Origin of the sequence: Amycolatopsis echigonensis, from assembly GCF_014174495.1 — a bacterium.
GTDB classification, from domain to species: Bacteria; Actinomycetota; Actinomycetes; order Mycobacteriales; family Pseudonocardiaceae; genus Amycolatopsis; species Amycolatopsis echigonensis.
In genome coordinates this window covers 98,783-122,134 of the sequence record NZ_JACJHR010000007.1, presented here as the reverse complement: position 1 = coordinate 122,134, position 23,352 = coordinate 98,783, and the positions used below count along the sequence as shown (strand labels likewise).

The 23,352-nt window shown below is 69.5% G+C and carries 26 protein-coding genes; 14 read left to right on the top strand and 12 right to left on the bottom strand.

Annotated features, from left to right (window positions below; genetic code table 11):
• Window positions 1-23 precede the first annotated feature (23 nt).
• Window positions 24-1,592, bottom strand: a complete 1,569-nt coding sequence (locus tag H5411_RS07430; protein WP_183123343.1) for an acyl-CoA carboxylase subunit beta — start codon at window positions 1,590-1,592, stop codon at window positions 24-26.
• Window positions 1,585-2,355: a thioesterase II family protein gene (locus tag H5411_RS07425; protein WP_183123342.1), complete on the bottom strand. Its 771-nt coding sequence runs from the start codon at window positions 2,353-2,355 to the stop codon at window positions 1,585-1,587. Before H5411_RS07425 ends, H5411_RS07430 begins: the two co-directional genes overlap by 8 nt.
• A gap of 172 nt (window positions 2,356-2,527) precedes the next feature.
• On the opposite strand from H5411_RS07425, the gene H5411_RS07420 reads away from it, so the two are divergent.
• Entirely contained in the window at window positions 2,528-3,370 is an 843-nt protein-coding gene (locus tag H5411_RS07420; RefSeq protein WP_183123341.1) for an alpha/beta hydrolase, read from the top strand.
• Here the strand turns inward: H5411_RS07420 and H5411_RS07415 are convergent.
• The gene (locus H5411_RS07415) at window positions 3,349-4,035 is read right to left on the bottom strand and encodes a GNAT family N-acetyltransferase (protein WP_220816612.1); all 687 of its coding nucleotides are present in this window, start codon (window positions 4,033-4,035) and stop codon (window positions 3,349-3,351) included. The two genes, H5411_RS07420 and H5411_RS07415, sit on opposite strands and share 22 nt — an antisense overlap.
• Before the next feature lie 529 nt (window positions 4,036-4,564).
• Here H5411_RS07415 and H5411_RS47445 point away from each other — a divergent pair.
• A complete protein-coding gene (locus H5411_RS47445; RefSeq protein WP_246368833.1) occupies window positions 4,565-4,819 on the top strand; it encodes a hypothetical protein in 255 nt (84 codons plus the stop codon).
• Between the two features lie 40 nt (window positions 4,820-4,859).
• Window positions 4,860-5,348, top strand: coding sequence for a GNAT family N-acetyltransferase (locus H5411_RS07405; RefSeq protein WP_183123339.1), 489 nt, complete (start codon window positions 4,860-4,862; stop codon window positions 5,346-5,348).
• Window positions 5,349-5,354: 6 nt separating this feature from the next.
• Here H5411_RS07405 and H5411_RS07400 read toward each other — a convergent pair whose 3' ends face one another.
• On the bottom strand, window positions 5,355-5,807 hold the full coding sequence (locus H5411_RS07400) for an Lrp/AsnC family transcriptional regulator (RefSeq protein ID WP_246368832.1): 453 nt from the start codon (window positions 5,805-5,807) through the stop codon (window positions 5,355-5,357).
• A 140-nt stretch (window positions 5,808-5,947) separates the two neighbouring features.
• On the opposite strand from H5411_RS07400, the gene pdhA reads away from it, so the two are divergent.
• The 3 genes from pdhA to H5411_RS07385 are packed head-to-tail and all read left to right on the top strand — an operon-like array spanning window position 5,948 to window position 9,293.
• Entirely contained in the window at window positions 5,948-7,048 is a 1,101-nt protein-coding gene (pdhA, locus tag H5411_RS07395; RefSeq protein WP_183123338.1) for a pyruvate dehydrogenase (acetyl-transferring) E1 component subunit alpha, read from the top strand.
• Complete coding sequence (locus H5411_RS07390) at window positions 7,045-8,061, top strand: alpha-ketoacid dehydrogenase subunit beta (protein WP_183123337.1); 1,017 nt, start codon at window positions 7,045-7,047, stop codon at window positions 8,059-8,061. Before pdhA ends, H5411_RS07390 begins: the two co-directional genes overlap by 4 nt.
• Window positions 8,061-9,293, top strand: a complete 1,233-nt coding sequence (locus H5411_RS07385; RefSeq protein WP_183123336.1) for a dihydrolipoamide acetyltransferase family protein — start codon at window positions 8,061-8,063, stop codon at window positions 9,291-9,293. The genes H5411_RS07390 and H5411_RS07385 overlap by 1 nt, the downstream gene beginning before the upstream one ends.
• 75 nt (window positions 9,294-9,368) lie before the next feature.
• Here H5411_RS07385 and H5411_RS07380 read toward each other — a convergent pair whose 3' ends face one another.
• Window positions 9,369-9,854: a carboxymuconolactone decarboxylase family protein gene (locus H5411_RS07380; RefSeq protein WP_101438221.1), complete on the bottom strand. Its 486-nt coding sequence runs from the start codon at window positions 9,852-9,854 to the stop codon at window positions 9,369-9,371.
• Between the two features lie 46 nt (window positions 9,855-9,900).
• On the opposite strand from H5411_RS07380, the gene pdxR reads away from it, so the two are divergent.
• Window positions 9,901-11,298 carry a MocR-like pyridoxine biosynthesis transcription factor PdxR gene (gene pdxR / locus H5411_RS07375; RefSeq protein ID WP_183123335.1) on the top strand — a complete coding sequence of 466 codons (1,398 nt, stop codon included), beginning with the start codon at window positions 9,901-9,903 and terminating at the stop codon, window positions 11,296-11,298.
• A 5-nt stretch (window positions 11,299-11,303) separates the two neighbouring features.
• On the opposite strand, the gene H5411_RS07370 is transcribed toward pdxR, so the two are convergent.
• Window positions 11,304-11,513, bottom strand: coding sequence for a TOBE domain-containing protein (locus tag H5411_RS07370; protein ID WP_037363926.1), 210 nt, complete (start codon window positions 11,511-11,513; stop codon window positions 11,304-11,306).
• A gap of 230 nt (window positions 11,514-11,743) precedes the next feature.
• On the opposite strand from H5411_RS07370, the gene H5411_RS07365 reads away from it, so the two are divergent.
• The 3 genes from H5411_RS07365 to H5411_RS07355 all read left to right on the top strand — a co-directional run bounded on the left by H5411_RS07365 (window position 11,744) and on the right by H5411_RS07355 (window position 14,200).
• Complete coding sequence (locus H5411_RS07365; RefSeq protein WP_101438219.1) at window positions 11,744-11,920, top strand: CsbD family protein; 177 nt, start codon at window positions 11,744-11,746, stop codon at window positions 11,918-11,920.
• Between the two features lie 117 nt (window positions 11,921-12,037).
• A complete protein-coding gene (locus tag H5411_RS07360; protein WP_183123334.1) occupies window positions 12,038-12,646 on the top strand; it encodes a TetR/AcrR family transcriptional regulator in 609 nt (202 codons plus the stop codon).
• Between the two features lie 18 nt (window positions 12,647-12,664).
• A complete protein-coding gene (locus H5411_RS07355; protein ID WP_183123333.1) occupies window positions 12,665-14,200 on the top strand; it encodes an FAD-dependent monooxygenase in 1,536 nt (511 codons plus the stop codon).
• Here H5411_RS07355 and H5411_RS07350 read toward each other — a convergent pair.
• Window positions 14,172-14,981 (bottom strand): class I SAM-dependent methyltransferase, encoded by an 810-nt coding sequence (locus H5411_RS07350; protein WP_183123332.1) that lies wholly within the window; start codon window positions 14,979-14,981, stop codon window positions 14,172-14,174. The genes H5411_RS07355 and H5411_RS07350 overlap by 29 nt on opposite strands.
• Window positions 14,982-15,004: 23 nt before the next feature.
• Window positions 15,005-15,826, bottom strand: coding sequence for a class I SAM-dependent methyltransferase (locus H5411_RS07345; RefSeq protein ID WP_183123331.1), 822 nt, complete (start codon window positions 15,824-15,826; stop codon window positions 15,005-15,007).
• A 36-nt stretch (window positions 15,827-15,862) separates the two neighbouring features.
• Here H5411_RS07345 and H5411_RS07340 point away from each other — a divergent pair, with 36 nt between their 5' ends.
• Together H5411_RS07340 and H5411_RS07335 are read left to right on the top strand one after the other, a co-directional pair.
• Window positions 15,863-17,293, top strand: a complete 1,431-nt coding sequence (locus H5411_RS07340) for a xylulokinase (RefSeq protein ID WP_183123330.1) — start codon at window positions 15,863-15,865, stop codon at window positions 17,291-17,293.
• Between the two features lie 4 nt (window positions 17,294-17,297).
• Entirely contained in the window at window positions 17,298-17,981 is a 684-nt protein-coding gene (locus H5411_RS07335; protein WP_220816611.1) for an alpha/beta hydrolase family protein, read from the top strand.
• 171 nt (window positions 17,982-18,152) lie between these two features.
• Here the strand turns inward: H5411_RS07335 and H5411_RS07330 are convergent, their stop codons facing one another.
• The 3 genes from H5411_RS07330 to H5411_RS07320 form a co-directional block, all read right to left on the bottom strand.
• Window positions 18,153-18,860, bottom strand: coding sequence for an anti-sigma factor family protein (locus tag H5411_RS07330; protein WP_183123329.1), 708 nt, complete (start codon window positions 18,858-18,860; stop codon window positions 18,153-18,155).
• The gene (locus tag H5411_RS07325; protein ID WP_101438213.1) at window positions 18,857-19,396 is read right to left on the bottom strand and encodes a sigma-70 family RNA polymerase sigma factor; all 540 of its coding nucleotides are present in this window, start codon (window positions 19,394-19,396) and stop codon (window positions 18,857-18,859) included. The genes H5411_RS07330 and H5411_RS07325 overlap by 4 nt, the downstream gene beginning before the upstream one ends.
• Window positions 19,397-20,479: 1,083 nt before the next feature.
• Entirely contained in the window at window positions 20,480-20,716 is a 237-nt protein-coding gene (locus H5411_RS07320; RefSeq protein WP_101438212.1) for a hypothetical protein, read from the bottom strand.
• A gap of 128 nt (window positions 20,717-20,844) precedes the next feature.
• On the opposite strand from H5411_RS07320, the gene H5411_RS07315 reads away from it, so the two are divergent.
• Complete coding sequence (locus H5411_RS07315) at window positions 20,845-21,729, top strand: DUF3800 domain-containing protein (protein ID WP_183123328.1); 885 nt, start codon at window positions 20,845-20,847, stop codon at window positions 21,727-21,729.
• A gap of 33 nt (window positions 21,730-21,762) precedes the next feature.
• Here the strand turns inward: H5411_RS07315 and H5411_RS07310 are convergent, their stop codons facing one another.
• Window positions 21,763-22,182, bottom strand: a complete 420-nt coding sequence (locus H5411_RS07310; RefSeq protein WP_183123327.1) for a DUF5709 domain-containing protein — start codon at window positions 22,180-22,182, stop codon at window positions 21,763-21,765.
• 71 nt (window positions 22,183-22,253) lie between these two features.
• On the opposite strand from H5411_RS07310, the gene H5411_RS07305 reads away from it, so the two are divergent.
• Window positions 22,254-23,324 (top strand): VanZ family protein, encoded by a 1,071-nt coding sequence (locus tag H5411_RS07305; protein WP_183123326.1) that lies wholly within the window; start codon window positions 22,254-22,256, stop codon window positions 23,322-23,324.
• The last annotated feature ends 28 nt before the right edge of the window (window positions 23,325-23,352 follow it).

The window sequence follows — 23,352 nt, the reverse complement described above, 5'->3', positions numbered from 1 at the left end:
TCGACGCGAGACCCGGGACCCCATCAAATCGGCGGGTTCCCGTGCTTGCGCGCCGGAACGTCGGCGTGCTTGGCCCGCAGCATCGCCAGCGACCGGATCAGCATCTCCCGCGTCCGGCCGGGCTCGATCACGTCGTCGACCAGTCCGCGTTCCGCGGCGTAGTACGGGTGCATGAGCTCGGTCTTGTACTCCTTGATCTTCTGCCGCCGCACCGCCTCCGGGTCGTCGGCCGCGTTGATCTCGCGCCGGAAGATCACGTTCGCAGCGCCCTCCGCGCCCATCACCGCGATCTCGTTCGTCGGCCATGCCAGCGAAACGTCCGCGCCGATCGACCGCGAGTCCATCACGATGTACGCGCCGCCGTATGCCTTCCGCAGGATCATCTGCACCCGCGGCACTGTCGCGTTGCAGTAGGAGTACAGCAGCTTCGCGCCGTGCCGGATGATGCCGCCGTGTTCCTGGTCCACCCCGGGCAGGAAACCCGGCACGTCGACCAGCGTCACCAGCGGAATATTGAACGCGTCGCAGGTCTGCACGAACCGCGCGGCCTTCTCGCTCGCCTCAATGTCGAGGACCCCGGCGAGCGTCGCCGGCTGGTTCGCGACGATCCCGACCACGTGCCCGTCGAGCCGTGCCAGAGCGCACACCACGTTCGTCGCCCACCCGGCGTGCACCTGGAGGAACTCGCCGTCGTCGACGATTTCCTCGATCACGGCGCACATGTCGTACGCGCGGGCCGCGTCCGTCGGCACCACCTCGAGCAGCTTGTCCGTGCGGCGGTCCGCCGGATCGGCCGTCGGCTCCACCGGCGGTGCCTCGTTGTTGTTGGACGGCAGCAGCGAAATCAGGTACCGCACGTCCTCAAGACAGCTGGGTTCGTCGTCGTAGACAAACGCGGCGACGCCCGATGTCGAGGCGTGCACATCCGCGCCGCCAAGACCGTTCTGGGTGATCTCCTCGCCGGTCACCGCGTGCACCACATCCGGGCCGGTGATGAACATCTGCGAGGTTTCGCGCACCATGAACACGAAATCCGTCAGCGCGGGCGAATACGCGGCACCGCCCGCGCACGGGCCGAGCATCACCGAGATCTGCGGAATGACCCCCGAAGACCGGGTGTTGCGCTGGAAAATTCCGCCGTACCCGGCGAGCGCCGTCACGCCCTCCTGAATCCGCGCACCGGCACCGTCGTTGAGCGACACCAGCGGAGCACCGGCCGCCGTGGCGAGATCCATGACCTTGTGGATCTTCTGCGCGTGCGCCTCGCCGAGCGCGCCGCCGAAGATGCGGAAGTCGTGGGCGTACACGAAAACTGTGCGCCCGAAAACCGTCCCCCAGCCGCACACCACGCCGTCCGAGTACGGCTTGCGGTGTTCGAGGCCGAAGGCCGTCGCACGGTGCCGGCGCAAGGACTCGATCTCGGTGAACGAACCCGGGTCGAGGAGCAGTTCGATGCGCTCGTGCGGGGTCAGCTTGCCGCGGTCGTGCTGCCGGGCGGTCGCGGCGTCGTCGGGACCGCGCCGGGCGGCTTCCTTGATCTCCCGCAGTTCCTCGAGTTTGCTGTCGAATCCGGCCGCCAGTGCCTCAGACATGTGCACGCCCCTTGTCGACAAGCCGATCGGTCAGGTACCGGAGAATCACGTCCTGGTGGCGGGTCAGGAAGAAATGCCCGCCGTCGAGCGGGACCAGCTCGAAGCCCGCCGAAGTGTGCTCGCCCCACGACCGGACCTCGTCGACCGAGGCGACCGGGTCGGCGGTGCCGGTGAACGCGACCACCGGGGCCGCGAGCGGCGGGCCCGGCTGGTACCGGTAGGTCTCCACGGCGCGATAGTCGTTGCGCACCACGGGAAGGATCATCCGCACGACGTCGTCGTCGCCGAGCAGGTCCATTTCGGTGCCGCTCAACCGGCGCAGTTCGTCGATCACGCCGTCGTCGGTGCGGGTGTGCACGTTCTCGTCGCGATGCCGCGACGGCGCCCGCCGGCCGGACACGAAGAGCGTGTCCACCGCGGTGCCCGCGGCGTCCAGCCGCCGGGCCACCTCGAAGGCGATCATCGCGCCCATGCTGTGCCCGAACAGTGCGAGCGGAAGGTCGTCGCGGCCGCGCAGCAGGTCGGCGATCCGGTCGGCCAGCGCGTCGACGGTGGTCAGGAACGGCTCGTGCCGCCGGTCCTGACGGCCCGGGTACTGCACCGCCAGCACCTCGATGTCCGGGGTCAGCGCCCGCGAAACCGGGAAGTAGAACGGAGCCGAACCTCCGGCGTGCGGCAGGCACACCAGCCTTGCCTTCGCCTCGGGCGACGTGTGGAAGCGGCGAAACCAGCTGTCCTCGTCGGAATTCGCGCTACCCGTCATGTCGTCCCACCGCCTTTCCGACGTCTGCGCCGGGACGACCCGGCCACGGATCTTCTTCGCGAACCCACGCTATCCACGCCCCACCAGTGCAACGACCCCTAACTGCCCCTAGAGCCGCAACGGAAACCGCGCGCTTCGCGCCCCGACCGCCGAGAACGGAAGAATCCCTCACATGCAGCCAACGTTCGTCCTCATCCCCGGCTCCCACGCCGCCGGACGCTGCTTCACCGCGCTCCAACGCGAACTAGCCGTGCGCGGCCACCGCAACCTGGCCGTCGACCTCCCCGGTCACGGCACCGCCGGCTTCTCCGCCGCCTACCAGGCCCAAGACCTCGCGACCTTCGCCGCAGAACCATCCGCGATGGCTGGCATCACGCACGCGGACAACGTCGCACACGTCATCGATCTCGTCCGCCGCGTACGCGAACACGGTCCCGTCATCCTGGTCGGTCACAGCCGCGGCGGTTTCACCGTCACGAGCGTCGCCAACGCCGTCCCCGACCTGCTGGCCCGAACCGTCTACGTCTCAGCCTGGTGCTGCGTCACCGGCACCGCCGCCGACTACCTCGCCACCCCGGCCTTCAGAGCACCCGGCACCGGCCCGATCCCGGTCGACGACCCGAAACGCCTCGGTGCCGTCCGGATGAACTGGCGCACCACCGACCCCGCTCACCTGGCCGCACTGAAACGCGCCTGGACCACCACCGGCACCGACGCGGAGGTCGTCGCCTTCTTGTCGGCCCTCGACCCCGACGAATCCCGCGACGCCGGTACCGACCTTGTAGACCCCGCTGCCTGGGGCCGGATCCCGCACACCTACGTCCGACTGACCGAAGACGCGAGCATGCCCCTCGCGCTGCAAGACCACTTCATCGAAGAAGCCGACGCCCTAACCCCCGACGACCCCTTCGACGTGCACTCGTTGCCCGTCGGCCACATCGACCCACTGCTCCACCCGACGGGTCTCGCCGAAATCCTCGCCGGAACCGCCGACTACAGCGAAGGAGCCCGATAAGCGCCGAACTGCATCTCCCGGGTGAGCCGGAACCCCAGCTTCTCGTACAACCGAATCGCGCCGGTGTTCGTCCCGGCGGCGTGGAGAAACGGCCGTTCCCCGCGTTCCCGGATCCCGGCGGCCACTGCCAGCACCAGCCGGGCCGCCAGCCCCTGCCCCTGGAACGCCGGATCCGTGCAGACCGCGCTGATCTCCGTCCATCCCGGCGGATGCATCCGCTCGCCCGCCATCGCCACCAGCACCCCCTCGCGGCGGATACCCAGGTAGGCGCCCAAGGCGATCGTCCGGGGCAGGAACGGGCCGGGCTGCGTCCGGGACACGAGGTCGAGCATCTCCGGCACGTCCGCCTCGGTCAGCCGCACCGCTTCCGGGTCGGCGACCGCCGGGGCGGCCGAACCGTCCATCTGCACCCCGGCGATCTCGGCCTCCACCGTCCAGTCCGCGGGCGGCGGCGTCCCGACCCGGCCGACCACGACCGTCGACGCTCCAGGGCCGACGAGGTCGGCGATGTCGTGCCACACGTGTTCGTCCGGCTGGTCCGGCACGGCGAGGAACGGAGAGACATCGACCGGATACCGCAGCACCTGCCCCTTCTGCTCCGCGAACGACGCGTGCGGACCGCTCAACGCGGCCCAAGCGGGGTTTTCGAGCGGGGACGTGCTCATTCTCGCCTGCCATTCCGATCCGGGGTGCCTTGTCCACAATGCGTGCTCCGAACCGGATCCGGCCACCACCTCCCACATGCTGAGCGCCCGACGACCGCAACTGTCCGCGATCCGCCCTAGCGTCGCCATTGCCGATGAAGGGACCTCGATGAGCACCATCGACCGCATCCCGCCGCTGGGTACGCCGACCCGGACCGCCCTCGACGTACCGGACCTGAACCGTGCGCAACGCTTCTACGGCACCGTCCTCGGCTGGACCTTCGACGGCGACCACTGCTTGCTTCGCGACCGACGACTGCGACGGCACCGCCAAAGCCGTCACCGCCGCAGGTGGCAAGGTTCTCGACCAACCCCACGTCGACGGTGACCACGCCCGGATCGCCGTCGCAGAAGACCCGACCGGAGCACGGTTCGGGCTCTGGCAAGGCCGCAATCCCCCGGCCCCGGCTCGTCAACGAACCCACCAACGACCTCGTCACACCGGCACCCACCCCGGCGCGCGCCTCCTTATTGCAAGGTCTTCGCCTTCATGCTCGACAGCAACGATGACCGGTCCGGCGTCGACTTCACCTTCCTCCGCCGCCCGGAGGGTCACGAAATCGGCAGCATCCTCGGCGACCCGCCCGCCCGGCGTCGGCGTGGGGCACCCTGTTCCTCGTCACGGACTCAGCGGGACCGGGCGGTCGAGCACGGCGGCGAGGTCGTCGAGGCACAAGACAGCCCATGCGGGCGCACGGTGACCGTCCACGGTCCGTTCGGCGCGCAGTTCCTCGTGGGCTCCTGAGCCGTTGCCCCGAACCGGGTTCCTGGCTAGAACAGGTCGAGTGGACCTCGAAACCCTCCCCGGCGCGACCCTGCTCCCCGCGAGCCCCGACGACGCCGCCGAGCTGATGGTGCTCCAGCGGTGTTGCTGGGTTCAGGAAGCCCTGCTCAACAACACTCTGGAACATCCCGCGCTGACCGAGGACCTCGCCGAGGTCCGCGAGTCGATCAAGACCTGGCACAGCTGGGTCGTCCGGCAGGAACACCGGCTCGTCGGCGCGGTCCGTGCGCGCCCTGTCGAGGACGGCGGCTGGGAGATCGGCCGCTTGATGGTCGCGCCGGACCTGGCGGGACGTGGCCTCGGGCGGTTCCTCCTCGAGCACGCCGAGCGCCACGCTCCGCCGGAGACGAAGCAGTACGTCCTCTTCACCGGCGCGTCCAGCGAACGCAACATCGCCCTCTACGAACGCGCCGGGTACCGCCGCGCGCCGATGCCGTTCGAGGCGACCGGCGTGTACCGGCTCGCGGTCTACCTGGTCAAAGCGGCCTAGCGACGCTCACAGCTCGTCGAAGACCAGCACGGTGTGCGTCGAGAGCACGTCCGGCATGGACTGCAACCGTTCGAACACCAAGTCCCGCAGGCTGTCCGCGTCGCGGGTCCGCACGAACAGGATCAGGTCGTTGTCCCCGGACACCAGACCGCCGTGTTCGATTTCCGGGATGTGCTTGAGTTCCGCGCTCACCGTCCGCCAGGAGTTCTGCGTGACCTTCAGGTACACGTACGCCGCGAGGCCCTGTCCCATGCGTCGCGGATCGGTGACGGCCGTGTACCCCGTGATCACTCCCTCGCGGTGCAGCCGCTCCACGCGCGTGTAGCAACCGGCCCGCGAGATGTGCGCGCGTTCGGCGAGGGTGCGCATCGAGGCGCGGCCGTCTTTCTTCAGCTCGGCGATCAGTTTCAGGTCGACCTCGTCCAGCGCCGCTGCCATTTGTCCATCCAGCCGGGACATCCGCGCCACCTCGCAAGCCAATCGTCCAATCACAGATCTACAACCAGGCCATCATTCCACAGTTCTCCGTCAAGTCTGGATCTCTGATCGCCCGGCAGCGAATATCAGGCTCTACTCGTCTTCGTCGATGGGAGCTGCCGGTGACTACCACGGAACGCACTGCCGCGTCCTATTTCCTGCCCAGCGACGAGCCGCTCGGCCTCGTGACCGCCGACGGCACGCCCACGCCCGACCCGGCGCTCGCGATGCCCGCGGACGACGTCCTCCTCCGCCTCTACCGCGGCATGGTTTCCGGACGCCGCTTCGACACCCAGGCCACCGCGCTCACCAAACAGGGCCGGCTCGCGGTGTACCCGTCGGCGCGAGGGCAGGAGGCCGCCGAGATCGGCTCGATCCTCGCACTTCGCCCGCAGGACTGGCTTTTCCCCACCTACCGCGACTCGATGGCCGTCGTCGCGCGCGGCGTCGACCCCGTCGCGGTGCTCACGCTGCTGCGCGGCGACTGGCACTGCGGCTACGACCCATACCGTGCCAACGTCGCGCCGCAGTGCACGCCGCTTGCCACGAACACGCTGCACGCGGTCGGCTTCGCGCACGCTGCGCGCGTGAAGGGCGAAGACACGGTCTCGCTCGTTCTCGTGGGCGATGGTGCTACCAGCGAAGGCGACACGCACGAAGCGTTGAACTTCGCCGCCGTTTGGAAGGCACCGGTCGTCTTCCTCGTACAGAACAACGGCTACGCCATCAGCGTCCCGCTCGAGAAGCAGACGGCTGCGCCTTCGCTCGCGTACAAGGGTGTCGGCTACGGCATGCCGTCCGTACTCGTTGACGGCAACGACGCGGCCGCCGTACACGCTGTCGTCGAACAGGCTGTCGCGCGCGCCGCCGCCGGCGAAGGGCCGACGCTGATCGAAGCTGTCACCTATCGCATGGAGTCGCACACCAACGCCGACGACGCGACGCGCTATCGCGAGAAGGCCGAAGTGGAGGAGTGGCTCACGCGCGACCCGATCAGCCGCCTCAAGCAGTACCTCACCGACCGTGGCCTCCTCGACGACAAGACGCAGCATGAGATCGACGCGCGCGCCGAAGAGGAAGCAGCGACATTGCGCGAGCGGATGAACGTCGACACCGAGCTCGACCCGGCGGACCTCTTCCGGCACGTCTACGCCGAACCGACCGCCGCGTTGCGACAGCAGGCCGCCCAACTGGCGCACGAGAACACCGAGGACCAGGCATGACCGCCACGCTCGACACGACGCTGTCCCTCGCCGGAGCGCTCAACCGCGCCCTCGCCGACGCGCTCGCCGAGGACGAGCGCGTGCTGGTCTTCGGCGAGGACGTCGGCACGCTCGGCGGCGTCTTCCGTGTCACCGACGGACTCGCCGCACGCTTCGGCGACGCACGGGTCTTCGACTCGCCGCTCGCCGAATCGGGCATCGTCGGCACGGCGATCGGGATGGCGATGAACGGCCTGCGCCCGGTGATCGAGATGCAGTTCGACGCGTTCGCCTACCCCGCGTTCGAGCAGATCACCAGCCACCTCGCCAAACTCCGCAACCGCACGAAGGGCCAGGTCGAACTGCCCGTAGTGATCCGGGTGCCCTACGGCGGCGGCATCGGAGGCGTCGAGCACCACTGCGACTCGTCCGAGGTCTACTACACGCACACGGCCGGCCTGCGCGTCGTCACCCCGGCCACGCCGGAGGACGCCTACACGCTGCTGCGCGAAGCGATCGACAGCCCGGACCCGGTCATTTTCCTCGAGCCCAAGCGCCGATATTGGGAAAAGGGAACCGTTGACCCGCAACGCCGTTCTCCCGGTCTCGACAAAGCGGTGATCCGCCGCGAAGGCAGCGACGTCACCCTCATTTCCTACGGCGGCGCTCTCGGCACGACGCTCGAAGCTGCTGAAGCCGCCGCCGAAGAGGGCTACCACGCCGAGGTGATCGATCTGCGGAACCTCGCGCCATTCGACCTGGAAACGGTCGCCGCGTCCGTGCGACGCACCGGTCGCGCGGTCGTAGTGCACGAGGCGAGCCGATTCTGCGGCTACGGCGCCGAGGTCGCCGCGCAACTGTCCGAGCACTGTTTCCATTACCTGGAAGCACCGGTATTGCGCGTCGCGGGGTTCGACATTCCTTATCCCGCACCGAATCTGGAACAGCACCACCTGCCGGGCGTCGACCGGATCCTGGACGCCGTCGAACGACTCCAGTGGGACGACGCGGCACCGCTCGACGGGGAGAAGTGATGGCCGTCTTCAAACTGCCCGACCTCGGCGAAGGCCTGACCGAGGCGGAAATCGTCGCGTGGCACGTCGCGGTCGGCGACACCGTCACCGTGGACCAGACCGTCGTGGAAGTCGAAACCGCGAAGGCGAGCGTCGAGGTTCCGGTGCCGTTCGCGGGCCGGGTCGCGACGCTGCACGGAGCACCGGGCGAAGTGCTGACCGTCGGCAGTCCGTTGATCACTGTGGACAGTGCCGCGGACTTCACCGAACCCGGCGTCGTGACGCCGGAGGGCAGCGGAAACGTCCTGATCGGCTATGGCACCAGCCAAACCCGCACCCGGCGCGCGAGGCGGCCGCGCGGCAGCAAAGCACCGGCGACAGCACCGGCCCCAGCACCAAAGTCCACTTCGGACCGAGTCCGCGTGGTGTCTCCGCTAGTCCGCCGACTTGCTCGTGAGTCCGGAGTGGACCTTCAGGCACTGACCGGAACCGGCACCGACGGCATCGTGAGCCGCGCGGACGTAGAACGCGCGATCGCCGCCACCGAAACCCCCGCGGCAGCAGCAGACGAGCAGCGAATCCCCTTGCGCGGCCTGCGCAAAACCGTCGCCGACAAACTCGCCCGCTCCCGCCGCGAGATCCCTGAGGCGACCGTCTGGGTGGACGTCGACGCGACCGAACTGCTGCGCCTGCGCACCGCGCTCAACAGCGATCCGCACGCCCCGAAGATCAGCCTGCTCGCACTCATCGCCCGGTTCGCCGTCGCGGGCCTGCGCCGGTTCCCCGAGTTGAACGCGCATCTGGAAGGCGACGAGATCGTCATCCCGTCCGCCGTGCATCTCGGCTTCGCCGCGCAGACCGACCGCGGCCTCGTCGTCCCGGTGGTCCAGGACGCACATCAGCACACCCTGGAAGACCTCTCCGCCGCGCTCGCCGACCGCACCGAACAGGCCCGCGCCGGACGCCTCGCTCCGGCCGACCTCACCGGCGGCACGTTCACCGTGAACAACTACGGCGTGTTCGGAGTGGACGGTTCGGCCGCCATCATCAACTATCCGGAGGTGGCGATCCTCGGCGTCGGCCGGATCATCGACCGGCCGTGGATCGTGGACGGTCAGGTCACCGCCCGCAAGATCACCGAGTTGACGCTCGCGTTCGACCATCGCGTGTGCGACGGGGGCACCGCGGGCGGATTCCTCCGCTTCGTCGCCGACTGCATCGAAAACCCCGTGCGGTTGCTGCGCACGCTGTGAGGACGGTCGGGCTGGCAGCTCCGCCAGCCTGACCGTTTTCGCCCGCGACTCTGCTCACCTAGCGGTTCAGACCGCTCAGTGCTTGCCCGGAACGTACTCGCCGGGCACCATCCGCGTCGTCACCGCGAACCGGTTCCACGCGTTGATCACCGTGATCGTGGCGATCAACTGAGCCAGTTCGGCCTCCTCGAAGTGCTCGGCGGCGCGAGCGAAGACGTCGTCGGGCACGAAGCCGTCGGTGAGCACGGTGACCGCCTCGGTCAGCTCCAGCGCGGCGACCTCCTTCGCCGTATAGAAGTGCTTCGACTCGTGCCACGCCGAGAGCTGAATGACGCGTTCGGTCGTTTCGCCGGCGGCCAACGCGTCCTTCGAATGCATGTCGATGCAGAAGGCACAGTGGTTGATCTGCGACGCCCGGATCAGCACCAGCTGCCGCAAAGCCGGGTCGAGGCCGTGGCGGGTCGCGGCGTCGAGACGGATCATCGCCTTGTATGCCTCGGGTGCCAGCTCCGCCATCGTGAGCCGAGGCGGTTGCACCGGAAGTCGTTCTGTCGTGGTCATAGTTTCGACCCTACGAGCGATTGGCACTCTGTTATGGTCCATTTCCGTGCGCGCCGAGTGGGCCAGTTCGCTGAGTGAAGACCTCCACCTCGACCTGCGCGGGCCTCGCCTGCGCGACGGCTTGATGGAGGCCCTGCGCGACGCCATCCGCACCGGGCGGCTCACCCCGGGCGCGAAACTGCCGTCCAGCCGCACACTCGGCGCGGATCTCGGCATCGCCCGGAACACCGTGGCGCAAGCGTATGCGGAACTCGTCGCCGAAGGCTGGCTCACCGCGCGGCAAGGCGCCGCAACCCGGGTTGCCCCGCGCGCCGAAATCGCGCCCGCACCGGCTGTGCCGAAGCCAGCGTCGCGACATCGAATCGTGCACGACCTACGCCCCGGCCACCCCGATCTCTCCGCGTTCCCCCGCGCAGACTGGCTCAAAGCCGCTCGCCGTGCCCTGAGCGACGCGCCCGACGACGCGTTCGGCTACGGCGGCCCGTACGGCCGTCCAGAGCTACGCGAAGCTGTAGCCGCGTATCTCGCCCGTACTCGCGGCGTACGCGCACACCCGGACCAGATCATGCTGTCCACCGGTACGTCGCACAGTCTCATCGTGCTCGCCGAAGTACTGAAGCAGCGTGAGGCGCGAGCGGTCGCCGTCGAGTCGTACGGCCTGCAAGTACATCGCGCGCATCTCGCCAAGGTTGGCCTCGAGACCCCGCAGTTGCCGGTCGACGCCGACGGCGCGATGGTCGAGCGCCTCGACGAGCTGCCGGACGTCGGTGCTGTCTTGCTGACGCCGTCGCACCAGTTCCCCACCGGCGTCGCACTCCATCCGGACCGCCGCGCCGCCGTGGTGGACTGGGCGCGCCGGACCGGCGGCCTGGTCCTGGAGGACGACTACGACGGCGAGTTCCGCTACGACCGCAGCCCGGTCGGCGCGATGCAGGGCCTCGACCCGGAGCACGTGATTTACCTTGGCACCACAAGCAAAGCGCTCGCGCCGGGCCTGCGGCTGGGCTGGATGGCGCTGCCGCCGCGGATCGCCAGGGCCGCCGCCGAGGCCAAGGGCGAACGCGACCCGTTCTCCGGCGTGCTCGACCAGCTCACCATGGCCGAGTTCATCACTTCGGGCAGTTACGACCGGCACATCCGGGCGATGCGGCTGCACTACCGCCGCCGGCGCGACCAGCTCGTCGCGGCACTGGCCGAGCACGCTCCGAACACGCGGGTGACCGGTTTGTCCGCCGGCCTGCAGGTGCTGGTGGACGTCCCCGCCGGCGAGGAAGACGCGGTGGTGCAAGGGTCCGCGTGGCAGGGGCTGGCCATGCACGGCCTCGGCGCGTTCCGGCATCCCGAAGCGACCGCGGACCGCGACGCGCTGGTGATCGGCTTCAGCACCCCGTCGGCGAGCGCGTGGTCGGGCGCGCTGGCGGCGCTGTGCCGGGTGCTGCCTTGATCGCCTTACTCGACGCCGAGCATGACCTCCGTCGACTTCACCAGCGCGGTCACCGGCTTGCCCACCTCGAGTTCGAGCTCCTCGGCGGCGTCTTTGGTGATCGAGGCGACGACGGACTGCCCGCCGTCGAGCTGAACGGTGACCACGGTCATGACCGCACCGGGCTGGATCGCGGACACGGTGCCGGTGAGCTGGTTGCGAGTGGACAGACGCATGGCGGGGAACTCCTTCGGAACTGGACGGAACACGGCCACAGTAAAGGGAAATCCGCCGCCTCGCCGTCGCCGTGCGCGCCGGTCCGCGGCAGGTGCGGAGGCCGTCACTCTTCCGTGCCCGCAGGTGCTGCCGCTCACTGAGCGTGGCGCCGATTTTGCGTTTTGGAGAGTTTGGCGCCCGGCAGAGCGGGTAGCCGAAGCGCGAGGCACGAGAAGGGAGGACACCCATCGTGAACGACAAGGCCGAAAACAAGGCTGAAGAACTTAAGGGCCGCGCCAAGGAAGCCGTCGGGAACGCCACGGACAACGAGCAGTGGCAGGCCGAAGGCAAGGCGGAGCAGGGCAAGGGCAACCTCAAGCAGGCTGCCGAGAAGGTGAAGGACGCCTTCAAGAGCTCTAAGGACTGACCGCACGCGGGAGCAGAGAAGCCCGGGGCATCCGTGCCCCGGGCTTCTTCTTGTCCTCAAATTTGCGTAACACGCAAAGTTTGCGTGTTACGCAAGAACCGCGCTAGGGTAGGTCTCATGACCGAGCGACCGAACCTGCGAGACCGCCGCCGCCAAGAGACCCGGGTCGACATCTCCTGGGCGGCAATCCGGCTCACAGTCGAGCGCGGTCTGTCGAACGTGACCATCGAGGACATCGCCCGCGAGGCGGGAGTTTCGCCACGCACCGTCAACAACTACTTCTCCAGCAAAGCCGAAGCGATCGTCGCGCGGCACCAGGACCGGGCTCGCGGGATCGCTGATCACCTCCGCGCGCGCCCAGCGACGGAACCGCTGTGGACCGCGCTGCGCGAAGCGTCGCTCGCGCAGCTCAACGCCGACCGAGGCAGTTCTTCGGGCGAAACGACGGACGCCCAATGGACGGCCGGGGTCCAGGTCATGATCGCCGAACCCGCGCTGGCGGGCGAATTCCTCAAAGCCAATGCCGCGGCCGAAGAAGCACTGGCCGAAGCGATCGCGGAACGCCTCGGCGCGGACGTCCACGACCTCCGCGTCCAGCTCACCGCCACCACCGCGGGCGGCGTGCTCCGCGCAGTCATCCAGGAATGGGTGCGCGCCGACCCGCCCGCGGATCTGACCGACATCGTGCACCGGGCGTTCGACACCCTCGCCGAGGTGCTTCCCTGATCCCGCAAGGAGATCTCCATGTCCTCCATCGTCATCGCGGGTGCCGGGCCGAACGGCCTGATGCTCGCCGCCGAACTCTGCCTCGCCGGAGTCCGCCCCGTCGTCTTGGAGCGGCTCGCCGAACCTGACGGGGTGCGCCGTGCCAACGGTCTCGTCGGCCAGGTCGTGCCGTTGCTGCACCGTCGCGGGTTGTTCGGGAAGCTCGCCGGCGTCCCCGAACCCACGCCGGCACCGCGGTTCGTCTTCGCCGCTTTCCCGGTCGAATTCGCCGACCTGCCCAGAAATCCGATGTATGTGCTGCCGCGGCCCCAGCACGAAATGGAGCAGATCCTCGCCGAGCACGCCACCGCGCTCGGGGCCGAGCTCCGCCGAGGCCACGAAATCACCGGTTTCGCCCAGGACGAGAACTCGGTCACCGTGCAGGTGCAGGGACCGGACGGACCCTACGAGATCGCCGCCGACTACCTGGTCGGCGCGGACGGCGGACGCAGCACTGTGCGCAAGCTCGCCGGGATCGACTTTCCTGGCGTCACATGGGACGAAACGGTGTCCCGCAGCGCGAATGTGCGGCTCCCGCAGTCCTTCGTCGATCCCGTGACCGGCGGGCTGAAGCTGGAGACCGGCGTTCTCTCGCCGTTCCAGCACCATCGGACCGAAACCGGGGTGTTCGTGTTCGCGCCGTTCGACCCGGCGAACCCGACGCTGTCGGTCTCCGAACACAGCGGTGCCGCCGATTTCGCCGACGACGATCCGCTGACCTTGGAGGAATTGCGGGCGAGCGTGCGGCGGGTGCTGGGGGTCGACCTGCCTCTCGAACCGCCGTCCGGCCTCGGCCCGTTCCTGCTGCGCAGGCTGTCCGGCGGCAACACCCGGATCGCCGAGACGTACCGGCGGGACCGGGTGCTGCTGGTCGGCGACGCGGCCCACGTGCATTCCGCGATCGGCGGCCCCGGGCTCAATCTCGGTCTGCAGGACGCCGCGAACCTCGCGTGGAAGCTCGCCGCGGAGGTGCGGGGCTGGGCTCCGCCGGGCCTGCTCGACAGCTATGAGGCAGAGCGCCGCCCGGTGAGCGAGCGCGTCGTGATGCACACGCAGGCGCAAAGCGCGCTCGTCGCACCCGGGCCGGAAGTCACCGCGCTGCGCGAATTCTTCGGCCAGCTGCTGGCCTATCCGGAGGTGCGGCAGCACGTCGCCGACCTGATGTCCGGCGCGGACATCCACTACGGAACCGACCCGGACAGCGGCCGCTGGGCTCCCGACCTGCCGCTGGCCGACCCAGGCCCGCTCACCGCCGCGTACCAAGCCGCGCGCCCGGTGTTGCTGGACCTGACGCCTGGCGCCGTGCTCGCCGACGTGGCCGCACCGTGGCACGACCGCGTGACCACCGTGTCCACCGAGGCAACTGGCGACGCACCCACCGCGCTGCTCATCCGCCCGGACGGTTACGTCGCCTGGTCCTCCACCGACGCCGAACCAGATGGCGAGGAGCTCCAAGCCGCACTCACACAGTGGTTCGGCGCACCGGTCAGGTCAGCCGTGTCGTCGCCACGTTGATGCGCGCCCCGGCCGGCAGCCTGCCGTCCGGGGCCACCAGCGACCGGGACGCCACCTTGAACGCGGTCCGCAGCCCCATCAGCTGCGTCTCGTCCAGGGCGTCGACCTGGTAGTAGGTGTCGTGGCACGTCTGCCAGACCGAATCCGGCGTGCCGGACAGGTCCACCAGCAGCTGGTGCCATCCGACCGGCGCGAATCCGGCCGGGCCGAGCAGCGCGTCCAGGCCTTCGCGGGTGCGGCTGCGCGGATCGCCGGAGGTCGGCACCTGGCGGTCCTCGGCGACCACCGCGAAGAGCGGCCGGGCGACCTTCAGGAACACCTCGAGCGCGTCGGTCCCGCCGCCGCCCACGCCGATCACGAAGGCGCCGCCGGGCCGCAGCACACGGGCGGTTTCGGAGATCACCTTCTCGACGTCGGACATGAGCATCAGCGCCATGTGCGACACGACCGTGTCGAAGCTGTCGTCCTCGAACGGCAGCTCCTGCGCGCGACCCGGCCGCAGGTCCGCGTCGGCGAGCCCGGCCCGGCCACGCGCGAGGTCCAGCTGTTTGGCGGAAAGGTCGATGCCGGCGAGCTTTTCGGTACCGCGAGCGGCGAGCACCGCCAGCAGCGCGCCGTCCCCGCAGCCGAGGTCGAGCACGCTGCGCGGCTGGCCGACGTGGTCGGCGAACGCCTCGTACACCGAGCGTCCGTCGACCCGGCCCCGCTCGGCCAGTTCGGACGCAGCTGCCGGGTTCCGGTCGTGAAAATCGCGCAGGAACTCTTCGGCGGGCGTCATCATGTCCGTGACGGTAGCGCGAACGGTCACTTCAGCAGCTCGGTTTTGGCCAGGTTGACGCACAATCCCGCCGGGAGCCGCCCGTCCGCGGTCCGCAGGTGCTCGGTTTCGGCGAGAAAGGCCGCGCGCAGCCGGGCCAGCTGAGCGTCGTCGAGGGTGTCGGTCGAGTAATACGATTCACAGCACAACGTCCACACCTTGTCCGGCGCGGCGGTCAGGTCGATCTCGTACGACTCCCAGGAAACCGGCGCGAACCCGGCCGGAGCGAGCACCTCGTCAATCCCCTCGCGATGAGACGTGCGCCGTTCGGCGGTGTAGGTGGCCCGTCGTTCCTCCGGCACCTCCCGGAACAGCGGCCGGGCCAATTCCAGGAACACCGGAGTCGCGCCGGTCGATTCGGGACCGCCGACGACCACCGCGAAGATCCCGTGCGGAACCAGCACCCTCGCGATCTCGGCAGCGACTTCCTCGGGGTTGTCCATGAGCATGAACGCCATGTGCGACACGACCGCGTCGTAACTGCCGTCCTCGAACGGCAGCTCCTGCGCCCGCCCGTGACGAAGGTCCGCACCGGCCAGTTCGGGCCGTTGCCGGGCAAGGGCCAGCTGTCCCGCGGACAGGTCGACGCCAGCGAGCTTTTCCGCCCCGCGCCGGGCGAAAACGGCCAGCAGCGCACCGTCGCCACACCCGAGGTCGAGCACCCGGTGCGCGGGCGCGACCCGGTCGGCCAGGACCTCGTAACTCGTCCGGCCGTCCCCGGTCACCCGGCCGGACTCGATCAGCACGGACATCGCGTCCGGTTTGCGATCGTGGTACTCGCGCAGGTAATTCTCCGCGGCAGAGGTCATGCTCCGACGGTAGCGAATTCCTGGTACCGCTGTGGCATGAACGAAGAAGCTCTGCTCGGCATCGACGTCGGCACGACCGCGGTGAAAGTCGCGGCGTTCGCGCCGGACGGCCGGGAACTCGCGGCGCACTACGTGCCCTACCCGATCACGCGGCCGCGTCCCGGCTGGGCCGAGCAGGACCCGGAAAACTGGTGGCGCGCAACGGAAACCGCGCTCCGCGCCGTCCTTTCCGGACTCCCCGCCGGTTCCGTGCGCGCGGCCGGGATCGTCAGCCAGGTCAACACCCATCTGCTCGTCGGCGAAGACTTGCGTCCGCTCACTCCGGCGGTGATCTGGCAGGACCAGCGCTGCGCGGAGATCGCCGCGGAACTCGACGCACGATTCACCGACGACGACAAAAAACGCATCTGGGGCGGGCCGATCGCGCTCGATGCGTCGTTCGCCGGTGCCCGGGCCGCGTGGTTCGCGCGCGAGCAACCGGAACTGTGGTCCCGCGCGCGATGGATGCTGAGCCCCAAGGATTTCATCGGCGCGCGGCTCACCGGACGGGTCGCGACCGACCTGCTGTCCGGCGTGCGCATCGCAGACGCGTCCGGCTATCTGCCCGAGGCAGTCGCACTCGTGGACGGACTCGGCGACCGTCTGCCGGAACTACTCGTTCCGGAGGAACCCCTCGGCCACGCTGCCGTACTGGGCGACTCCCCGGTCGTCGTCGGAACCATGGACGCGTTCGGCGCCGTTTTCGGTACCCGCACAACGGAACCGGGCCGCGCGATGGTCACCTGCGGGACGTCGCTGGTGGTCGCGGCGGCCTCGCACCGGCACAACTCGGTCCGTGGCCTGGTCACCTTCCCGCCGCGCGGCGATCTCGTCGTGCACGCCGGACCAACACAAGCAGCAGGCGACGCGGTGCGCTGGTGGAGCCGGGCATCCGGACTGTCCGTGCCTGAAGTGTTCGCTTCCGCCGCGGACGGCACGCCCGGCGTGGTGTTCCTGCCGCACCTCCAAGGCGAACGCGCGCCGCTCTGGGATCCGGACCTGCGCGGCAGCTTCCTCGGGCTGACCTCGTCCACTACCACCGCTGACCTGTCCCGAGCCGTCCTCACCGGAGTCGCGTTCTCCGCACGGCACGTGCTGGAAACCGTCGAGGAAGCCTGCGGCGAACGACTCCCGTCGGTGACGTTCTCCGGCGGCGGCGCACGCAGCGACCTCTGGACCCAACTCCACGCCGACGCGCTGTCTCGCCCCGTCGACCGCCTCCGCGTGCACGACAGCGCCGCGCTCGGAGCTGCCCTGCTCGGCGCAGTCGGCGCGGGCCGGTACCCGGACGTCGAAACAGCCGCAGCCTCGACCGTCGCCATCGAGCGAACCTTCGCCCCCGAGACAGACTTGACCGGCCTGTACGAGGCGTATCGCGCGGCTCACGAAGGGCTCGCAAGAGTGCACGAACGGCTGGCGCGATGGTGATCTAATGACCAGCATGGAAACCCTCCGCTACGGCACCGAGCCCAGCCAGTTCGTCGAACTCCACGGGACCCCGGGCGGACGGGGCACCGCGATCCTGCTGCACGGCGGATGGTGGCGCGCCCGGCACGACCTGCACCAGCTCGACCCGATGGCCGCCGACCTCGTCGCCGCCGGCTGGTACGTGGCGAACGTCGAGTACCGGCGGATCGACGGCGACACCGGCGGCTGGCCGCAAACCCTCGACGACGTGCGAGCAGCGATCGCCGCCGTCGAACGTCCGGACGCGCTGCCGACAGTCGCGATCGGACACTCCGCGGGCGGACACCTGGCCCTGCTGGCCGGCGGCGCACTCTCCGGCGTCGTCGCACTGGCCCCGATCACCGACGTTCCGCGCGCCCGGGCCGAAGAACTGGGCGAAGGCGCCGCCGGCCTGTTCCTGACCGGCGACGACCCGGCGGCGTCGCCAATCCGGCAACTCCCGATCGGCTGCCCGCAACTAGTCGTCCACGGCGACGCCGACGTCCGGGTCCCGGTGGCGCACAGCCGCGACTACGTGGCCGCGGCAAAGGCGGCAGGTGACGACGTGGACTACGTCGAGCTTCCCGGCGTCGACCACTTCCGCCTGATCGACCCGGCCGACGAACCCTGGCAGTCCGCCCGCGCATGGCTCGGCCGACGCTTCAGCTAACGCCGGACCCCGGCACGCCACCGCTGCCCGATCAATCCAGCCGACCCGCCGCAGATCGCTCGCCCCGACGCATCAGCTAGCGCCAGTCCGCCCGCGCACGGCTCGACCAGCGGTCCACGCAATGCCCGCAGCACACCCGCCCGGTCGACCCGGGCCAGCCCGACCGGTGGTTCAGCTGACGTCCGCCTCGACGAACCGGTGCCCGGCGGTGTTCTCGATGACCACCGCCGCGACCTGCGCCGGGTCGACGACCGCCGTGCCGTAGAGGTTCGCGCCGTCCCGGGCCGCTCGTTCCGACACCATCCAGCCGCCCGCGACCTGGCGCTCGCCGTTCTTGCCGAGGACGACGAGAAGGCATTTCTGTCCGGCGGGGATGCCCTTCACGGAACCGTCCACGCGGACCCAGCCGGGTTCCGGCACGATGCTCGCGGTCAGCCGGGTCTGCCCGCTGGCGTCCGCGCCGGACACGACCTTCGTGCCAGGGACCGCACTGGTCGACGGCGGCGGCGTGGTCGGCGCCGCCACCTCGGGCCCGGACGAACTGCGCCCCACCATCACCCCGACGCCCAATACGACCGCAGCCACCACGACCGCGGCGACGATAGCCATCGACCGGCCCCGCCCAGCTTGCGCACGTGCCTCGGCCCGGACCTGGTTCACGGTCCGCTGCATCACGAGGTCCGCTCCGACCGGCGGTCCGTCCAGCAACGCCTCCGGCGGCAGCTCGCCGAGGAAACTCTGCACCTCCCGCAGGGACGCGGCCTCGGCCCGGCACCGCTCGCAGCCGTCCAGATGCGCCTCGACGTCGCGCTGCTCGCCCGACGCGAGCTGACCGGTCAGGTACCCCGCCAGGTCGACGTGCTCGTCGGCTGTGTTCATCCGGCCACCCCTTCCGCTCGCCGGAACTCTTCCCGCAACGCCCGCAACCCGTAATACGAGCGGGATTTGACCGTGCCCGGGGGAATCCCGAGCCGCTCAGCCGCTTCCGCGACGCTGCGCCCCTGCAGATACATCTGCTCGAGCACCTCGCGATGCTCCGGAGAAAGCCCGTCGAGCGCCGCGAGCACCACCATCGAGTCGACGACCTGATCAGCATGATCCCGCTCGACCGGCACGCCCGCCGGCGACTCGGCCACCTCCTGCGGCCGCGCCTCCTTCGCCCGGAACCGGTCGATCACCAGGTTCCGCACCACGGTCAGCAACCACCCGCGCACCGAGCCGCGCCCGTTGACCAGGCTGTCCGGACTGCGCCACGCGCGGACCAGCGCCTCCTGCACCACGTCCTCCGCCGCCGCGCGGTCGCCGAGCAACCGCGTGGCGTAGGCGAGCATCGCCCGCCCGTGCTCCTCGAAAAGCGCGCGGACCAGCGCCTCGTCCGCAACCGCCCGCCGGTGACGGGCCCTGAACCCGGCCATGCCCCGATCATCCTCCCGATCGCGGCCGATTGTCCCGCAGCGGAGGTGAGTCGCTTCCTGCCGGTGCCGCTCTGGTCCGCAACCGAGCCATGTCGCTTCCTCGCCAGTACGACCCCGCTTCATACCGCAGCCGGAGCCCTGTCACTCCCCGCCCGACACCACACCGGTCACGGCACCGCTCTGTTCCGCAATCGAACCGTGCCGCGCCCTCCCCGACACCACTCCAGCCACGAACCCGATTCGCACTGCAGCCGAGCTCGGTCACTCGCCGCCCGGCACCGCACTGTCACGGTGCCGCCCCGTTCCGTAGCTCCTGCTGTGCTGAGTGCCGCATCGCTCCCAGCCCCTCCGGGATAGCTCCCGGGCCTAGTACCGCGTCCTCCGCAACTTCTTCTGTGCTGGGCGGAGCATCCTTTTCTCCGCCCTCGCCGCTGCCGTCTCGACGCCGGGGTGTCGCTCCCGCACGGCGGTATCTTCGGGCCCGCCTACGCCCTTCGTACTGGAGGCCGCTGCGCGCTCGGGTCGCTCGCCCGATCGGTGCAGTCCCCCGGCCTGTCGCCGCTCCCTGTCGAGTGCGGCTTCCGCGATGGGTGCCGCTTCCCCGATCGATACCCGCCCACCAGCGTGGTTCCGCCGACACGATCGGGGAACACACCGCCTCCAAGCCCCGGACCTGGGCTAAGTTCGAAATTGATCCGGCCGGAAGGCTTGCTCACCAGGTCGGCGCACGCCGGTGCCGTGCACTGGGATCACCGCTCCGGCCGCCCGACCGCCCTGGAGCCGCCGGGAGCGCTGCGCACACCGCCCTCCCGGCGGCTCCGGGGCACCTTGGGCCCGTTGCGCTCCGTGCCCGGCGGCCAACTGCGAGGTTCGTGCCGGTGTGCTGAGGCTGCCCGTGGCCGTTGTCCCGAAGCTCGCCAGCCACTGCCAGCCGTCACGCCAGCGAACGCGTGCGGATATGGTGGCAGCCTCGCGAGCCGGGTCGGGAACCCACACCAATGACCACCAGCACCGGACGCCGCCGCGCACATCTCATCCCAAGGTCAGCGCGGCCGTTCAGCGACCAGTCAGTCCACAAAGGACTCAGGCGGCTGCGGCTCCGAGATCCGTCAGCACGACCGGGCTCGCCGGTGCGCCCCGGCGGCGGGCGATTCTCACCAGGCCCCGGCGGCGCAGCCGGTCCATCGCCTGCGTTTCCCACAGCGGAACCCGCCCGCCGACCGACCACAGGTAGCACTCCCCGGCGAATCCGTTGTGGACCACCACCAGCCCGCGCCGGACGTCGTCCAGTGCGTGTACGTCCTCCTCGACGAGCACCATGACCGGCTCCCTCCGTCCCTCTCATGGTGAAACGTCCGGGACCTCCGGCACATCCGGGAATTCACCCCAGGGGTTCCCTGGAGAAATGGGGTCGCTCTCCCCGCGCGGGTCTGGCAGGATCGGATTTCGTGCGGCCGCCGACGATCGCGTGCGACGAGTCCGGTTCGGAGGGCGTGAACCTGATCGGGGCGAACACCGCGGTATTCGCGCACGCCGGGGTCCGGCTGGAACCTGAGTCCGCCGCGGAATGTGTTGCGCGGCTGAGGGAACTCATCGGTTCTCCCGCGCTCGAGTACAAAGCCAACCATCTACTGCGCGCCAAGAACCGCGCCGCGTTGGAATGGCTGCTCACCAAGCCTCTCGCCGACAACGCCAGCGTGCTGCTCGTCGACAAAGCCCTGTTCCTGGCGGGCAAAATCGTCGACCTTCTCATCGACCAGACCCCGTACCCGGAATGCCTGCGGTGCCGTCCGGACGCCCGCGCCCGCGCCTTGCACCGAGAAGGCCCACGCATCCACGGCACCCGTCGCTGGTCCGAATTCCTGCGCTCGTTCACCGGACTGCTGCGGACTTCGAACCGCCGTCTCCCCGCGACCACGCCCGCCAGCTTCTTCGCCCAGACGGACGTTCTCGGTGATTGGGTCGCGGCTCGCCCGCGACTGACTGCTCTGCGCGACCAGCTTCTCGCCGACCCCGGCCTCGTCTCGCCGCTCGACCCGTTGATGCCCGCCCTCGCCGACACGATCGCGTTCTGGCGTCCGGAAAAGGTCATCCACGACGAGCAGCCGTCCCTCACCCCGGCGCGGCTCGCCCAGTTGCTCGATCCGGTGCCGCAGTGGCGATTCGTCGACTCGAAGTCCGAACCGCGGGTCCAGACAGCCGATTTCCTGGCCGGAGTCGCCCGCAGGCTGACCGAAGAGACCCTGCACGGCGGCGGGGACGCGGACCTGGTCAAACTGCTGCGGCAGTACGTGCTTCCGGCCTCGGTCTGGATCGGGGATCCGGCGGACTAGCGACACACGGGCTTGAAGAGCCCAGCAGAAAGGTCACAAATCCCGCGGGTTGACGACGTGCACCGCTGCTTCCTCCGCTGACGCCGCGCCGCCGTCGATGCCGATGTCCGAGGCATACAACTCGGCCTCGGTTTCCGGGCCGAAGCCTGCGTTGGAGGCGACCAGGCGGCCCGCGCGGAAGTCGCCGACCTCGTCGTCGACGAGTTCGCCGTCGGTGTCGTCGGTGTCGCCCAGGCCGTCGCCGTCGGTCGCGCGGATGTCCGGGAGTTCGCGGGCCAGCCGGCCCGCCCAGCTTTCGCCGGTGGCTTCTTCAGAGGCGGTGGTGCCCCAGTCGCGAGTCGCGAGCGGACGCTCCGGCGGCGAGTAGCCCTCGTCGTAAGGATCGCCCTCCTCCAGGGTGTCCTCCGGATCCAGCAAGCCGGTGTCGGCGTTGTCTTCGATGTCGTCGTCCACTGCTCCTCCTTCCCGCGTGCCCAGGCTACTGCCGCCCGCTAGCCTGTGCGCGCACGCAGGGTGGAGGAACGATGACTCAGTGGAGCGGGCCCACGCTGATCGCCGTGTTCGCCGGATTCGGGCTGGCGTTCGTTCTGGTGGTTCCGTATGTCGCGATCAGCTATCGCAAACGCGGCGAACTCGGCCTGCTGCGCGCGGTCGCGGCACCGGCCTTCCTCGTGTACTGCTTCGCGCTGGTCACCTACACGCTGCTGCCGTTGCCGAACGTCGACGCCGCGTACTGCGCGACGCACGAAGCGCTTCGGCACCCGGTGTGGAATCCGCTCCAGTTCCTGGAAGACCTGCGGCAGTTCGACACTGGGTTGCTGAATAATCCGGCGCTGCGGCAGGTGTTGTTCAACGTCGCGTTCTTCGTGCCGTGGGGCGTGTTCCTGCGGCGTTTGTTCAGGCGGAGCATCGGATTCGCCATCGCCAGCGGGTTCCTTGTGTCGCTTGCCATCGAAACGACCCAGCTGACCGGCGTGTGGTTCCTGATGGAGTGCCCGTACCGGCTGTTCGATACCGGCGACCTGCTCTCCAACACCGTCGGCGCGGGGATCGGCGCGCTGCTCGCGCCCGTGGTGCGCCGATCCGGACGGCTGCGTCCGGACGAACCGCGTCCAGTCCTGGCTCGGCGGCGGCTGCTGGGCATGGTGCTCGATCTGATCTCGGTCACGCTGGCGGGCGTCGCGCTGAGCATGATCGCGCTTGCGGTCCAGTACGTCACGAAGGGCACGCTGCAGAACAACACGCTGATCGACGACGTCCTCGGCCGATGGGTGCCCACCGCGGTTCTGCTGTTGTTCGTGCCGCTGGCTGGCAACGGCGCGACGCCTGGTCAACGCGCGGTTCTGCTGACGGTGGTGCGCGCGGACGGGCGGCCGCCGTCGATGATGCAGTCGATCATTCAGTTCCTGGTCGGTTCGGGCGGCTACTTCATCCTGGTCGGCTTGAATTCCGGGTGGACGTCGCTGTGGCTGCTGGCGCACCTGGTGTTCATGGTCTTCACGCGGGGACATCGGGGCCTGACCGGGCTGGTGTGCGGGTTGTCCGTCGTCGACACGCGGGCGGCGGATCGGGAGCCAGTTGCCCCGCCAGGGTGATGTCGTTTTTTCGCGAGGTTTCGCGCAC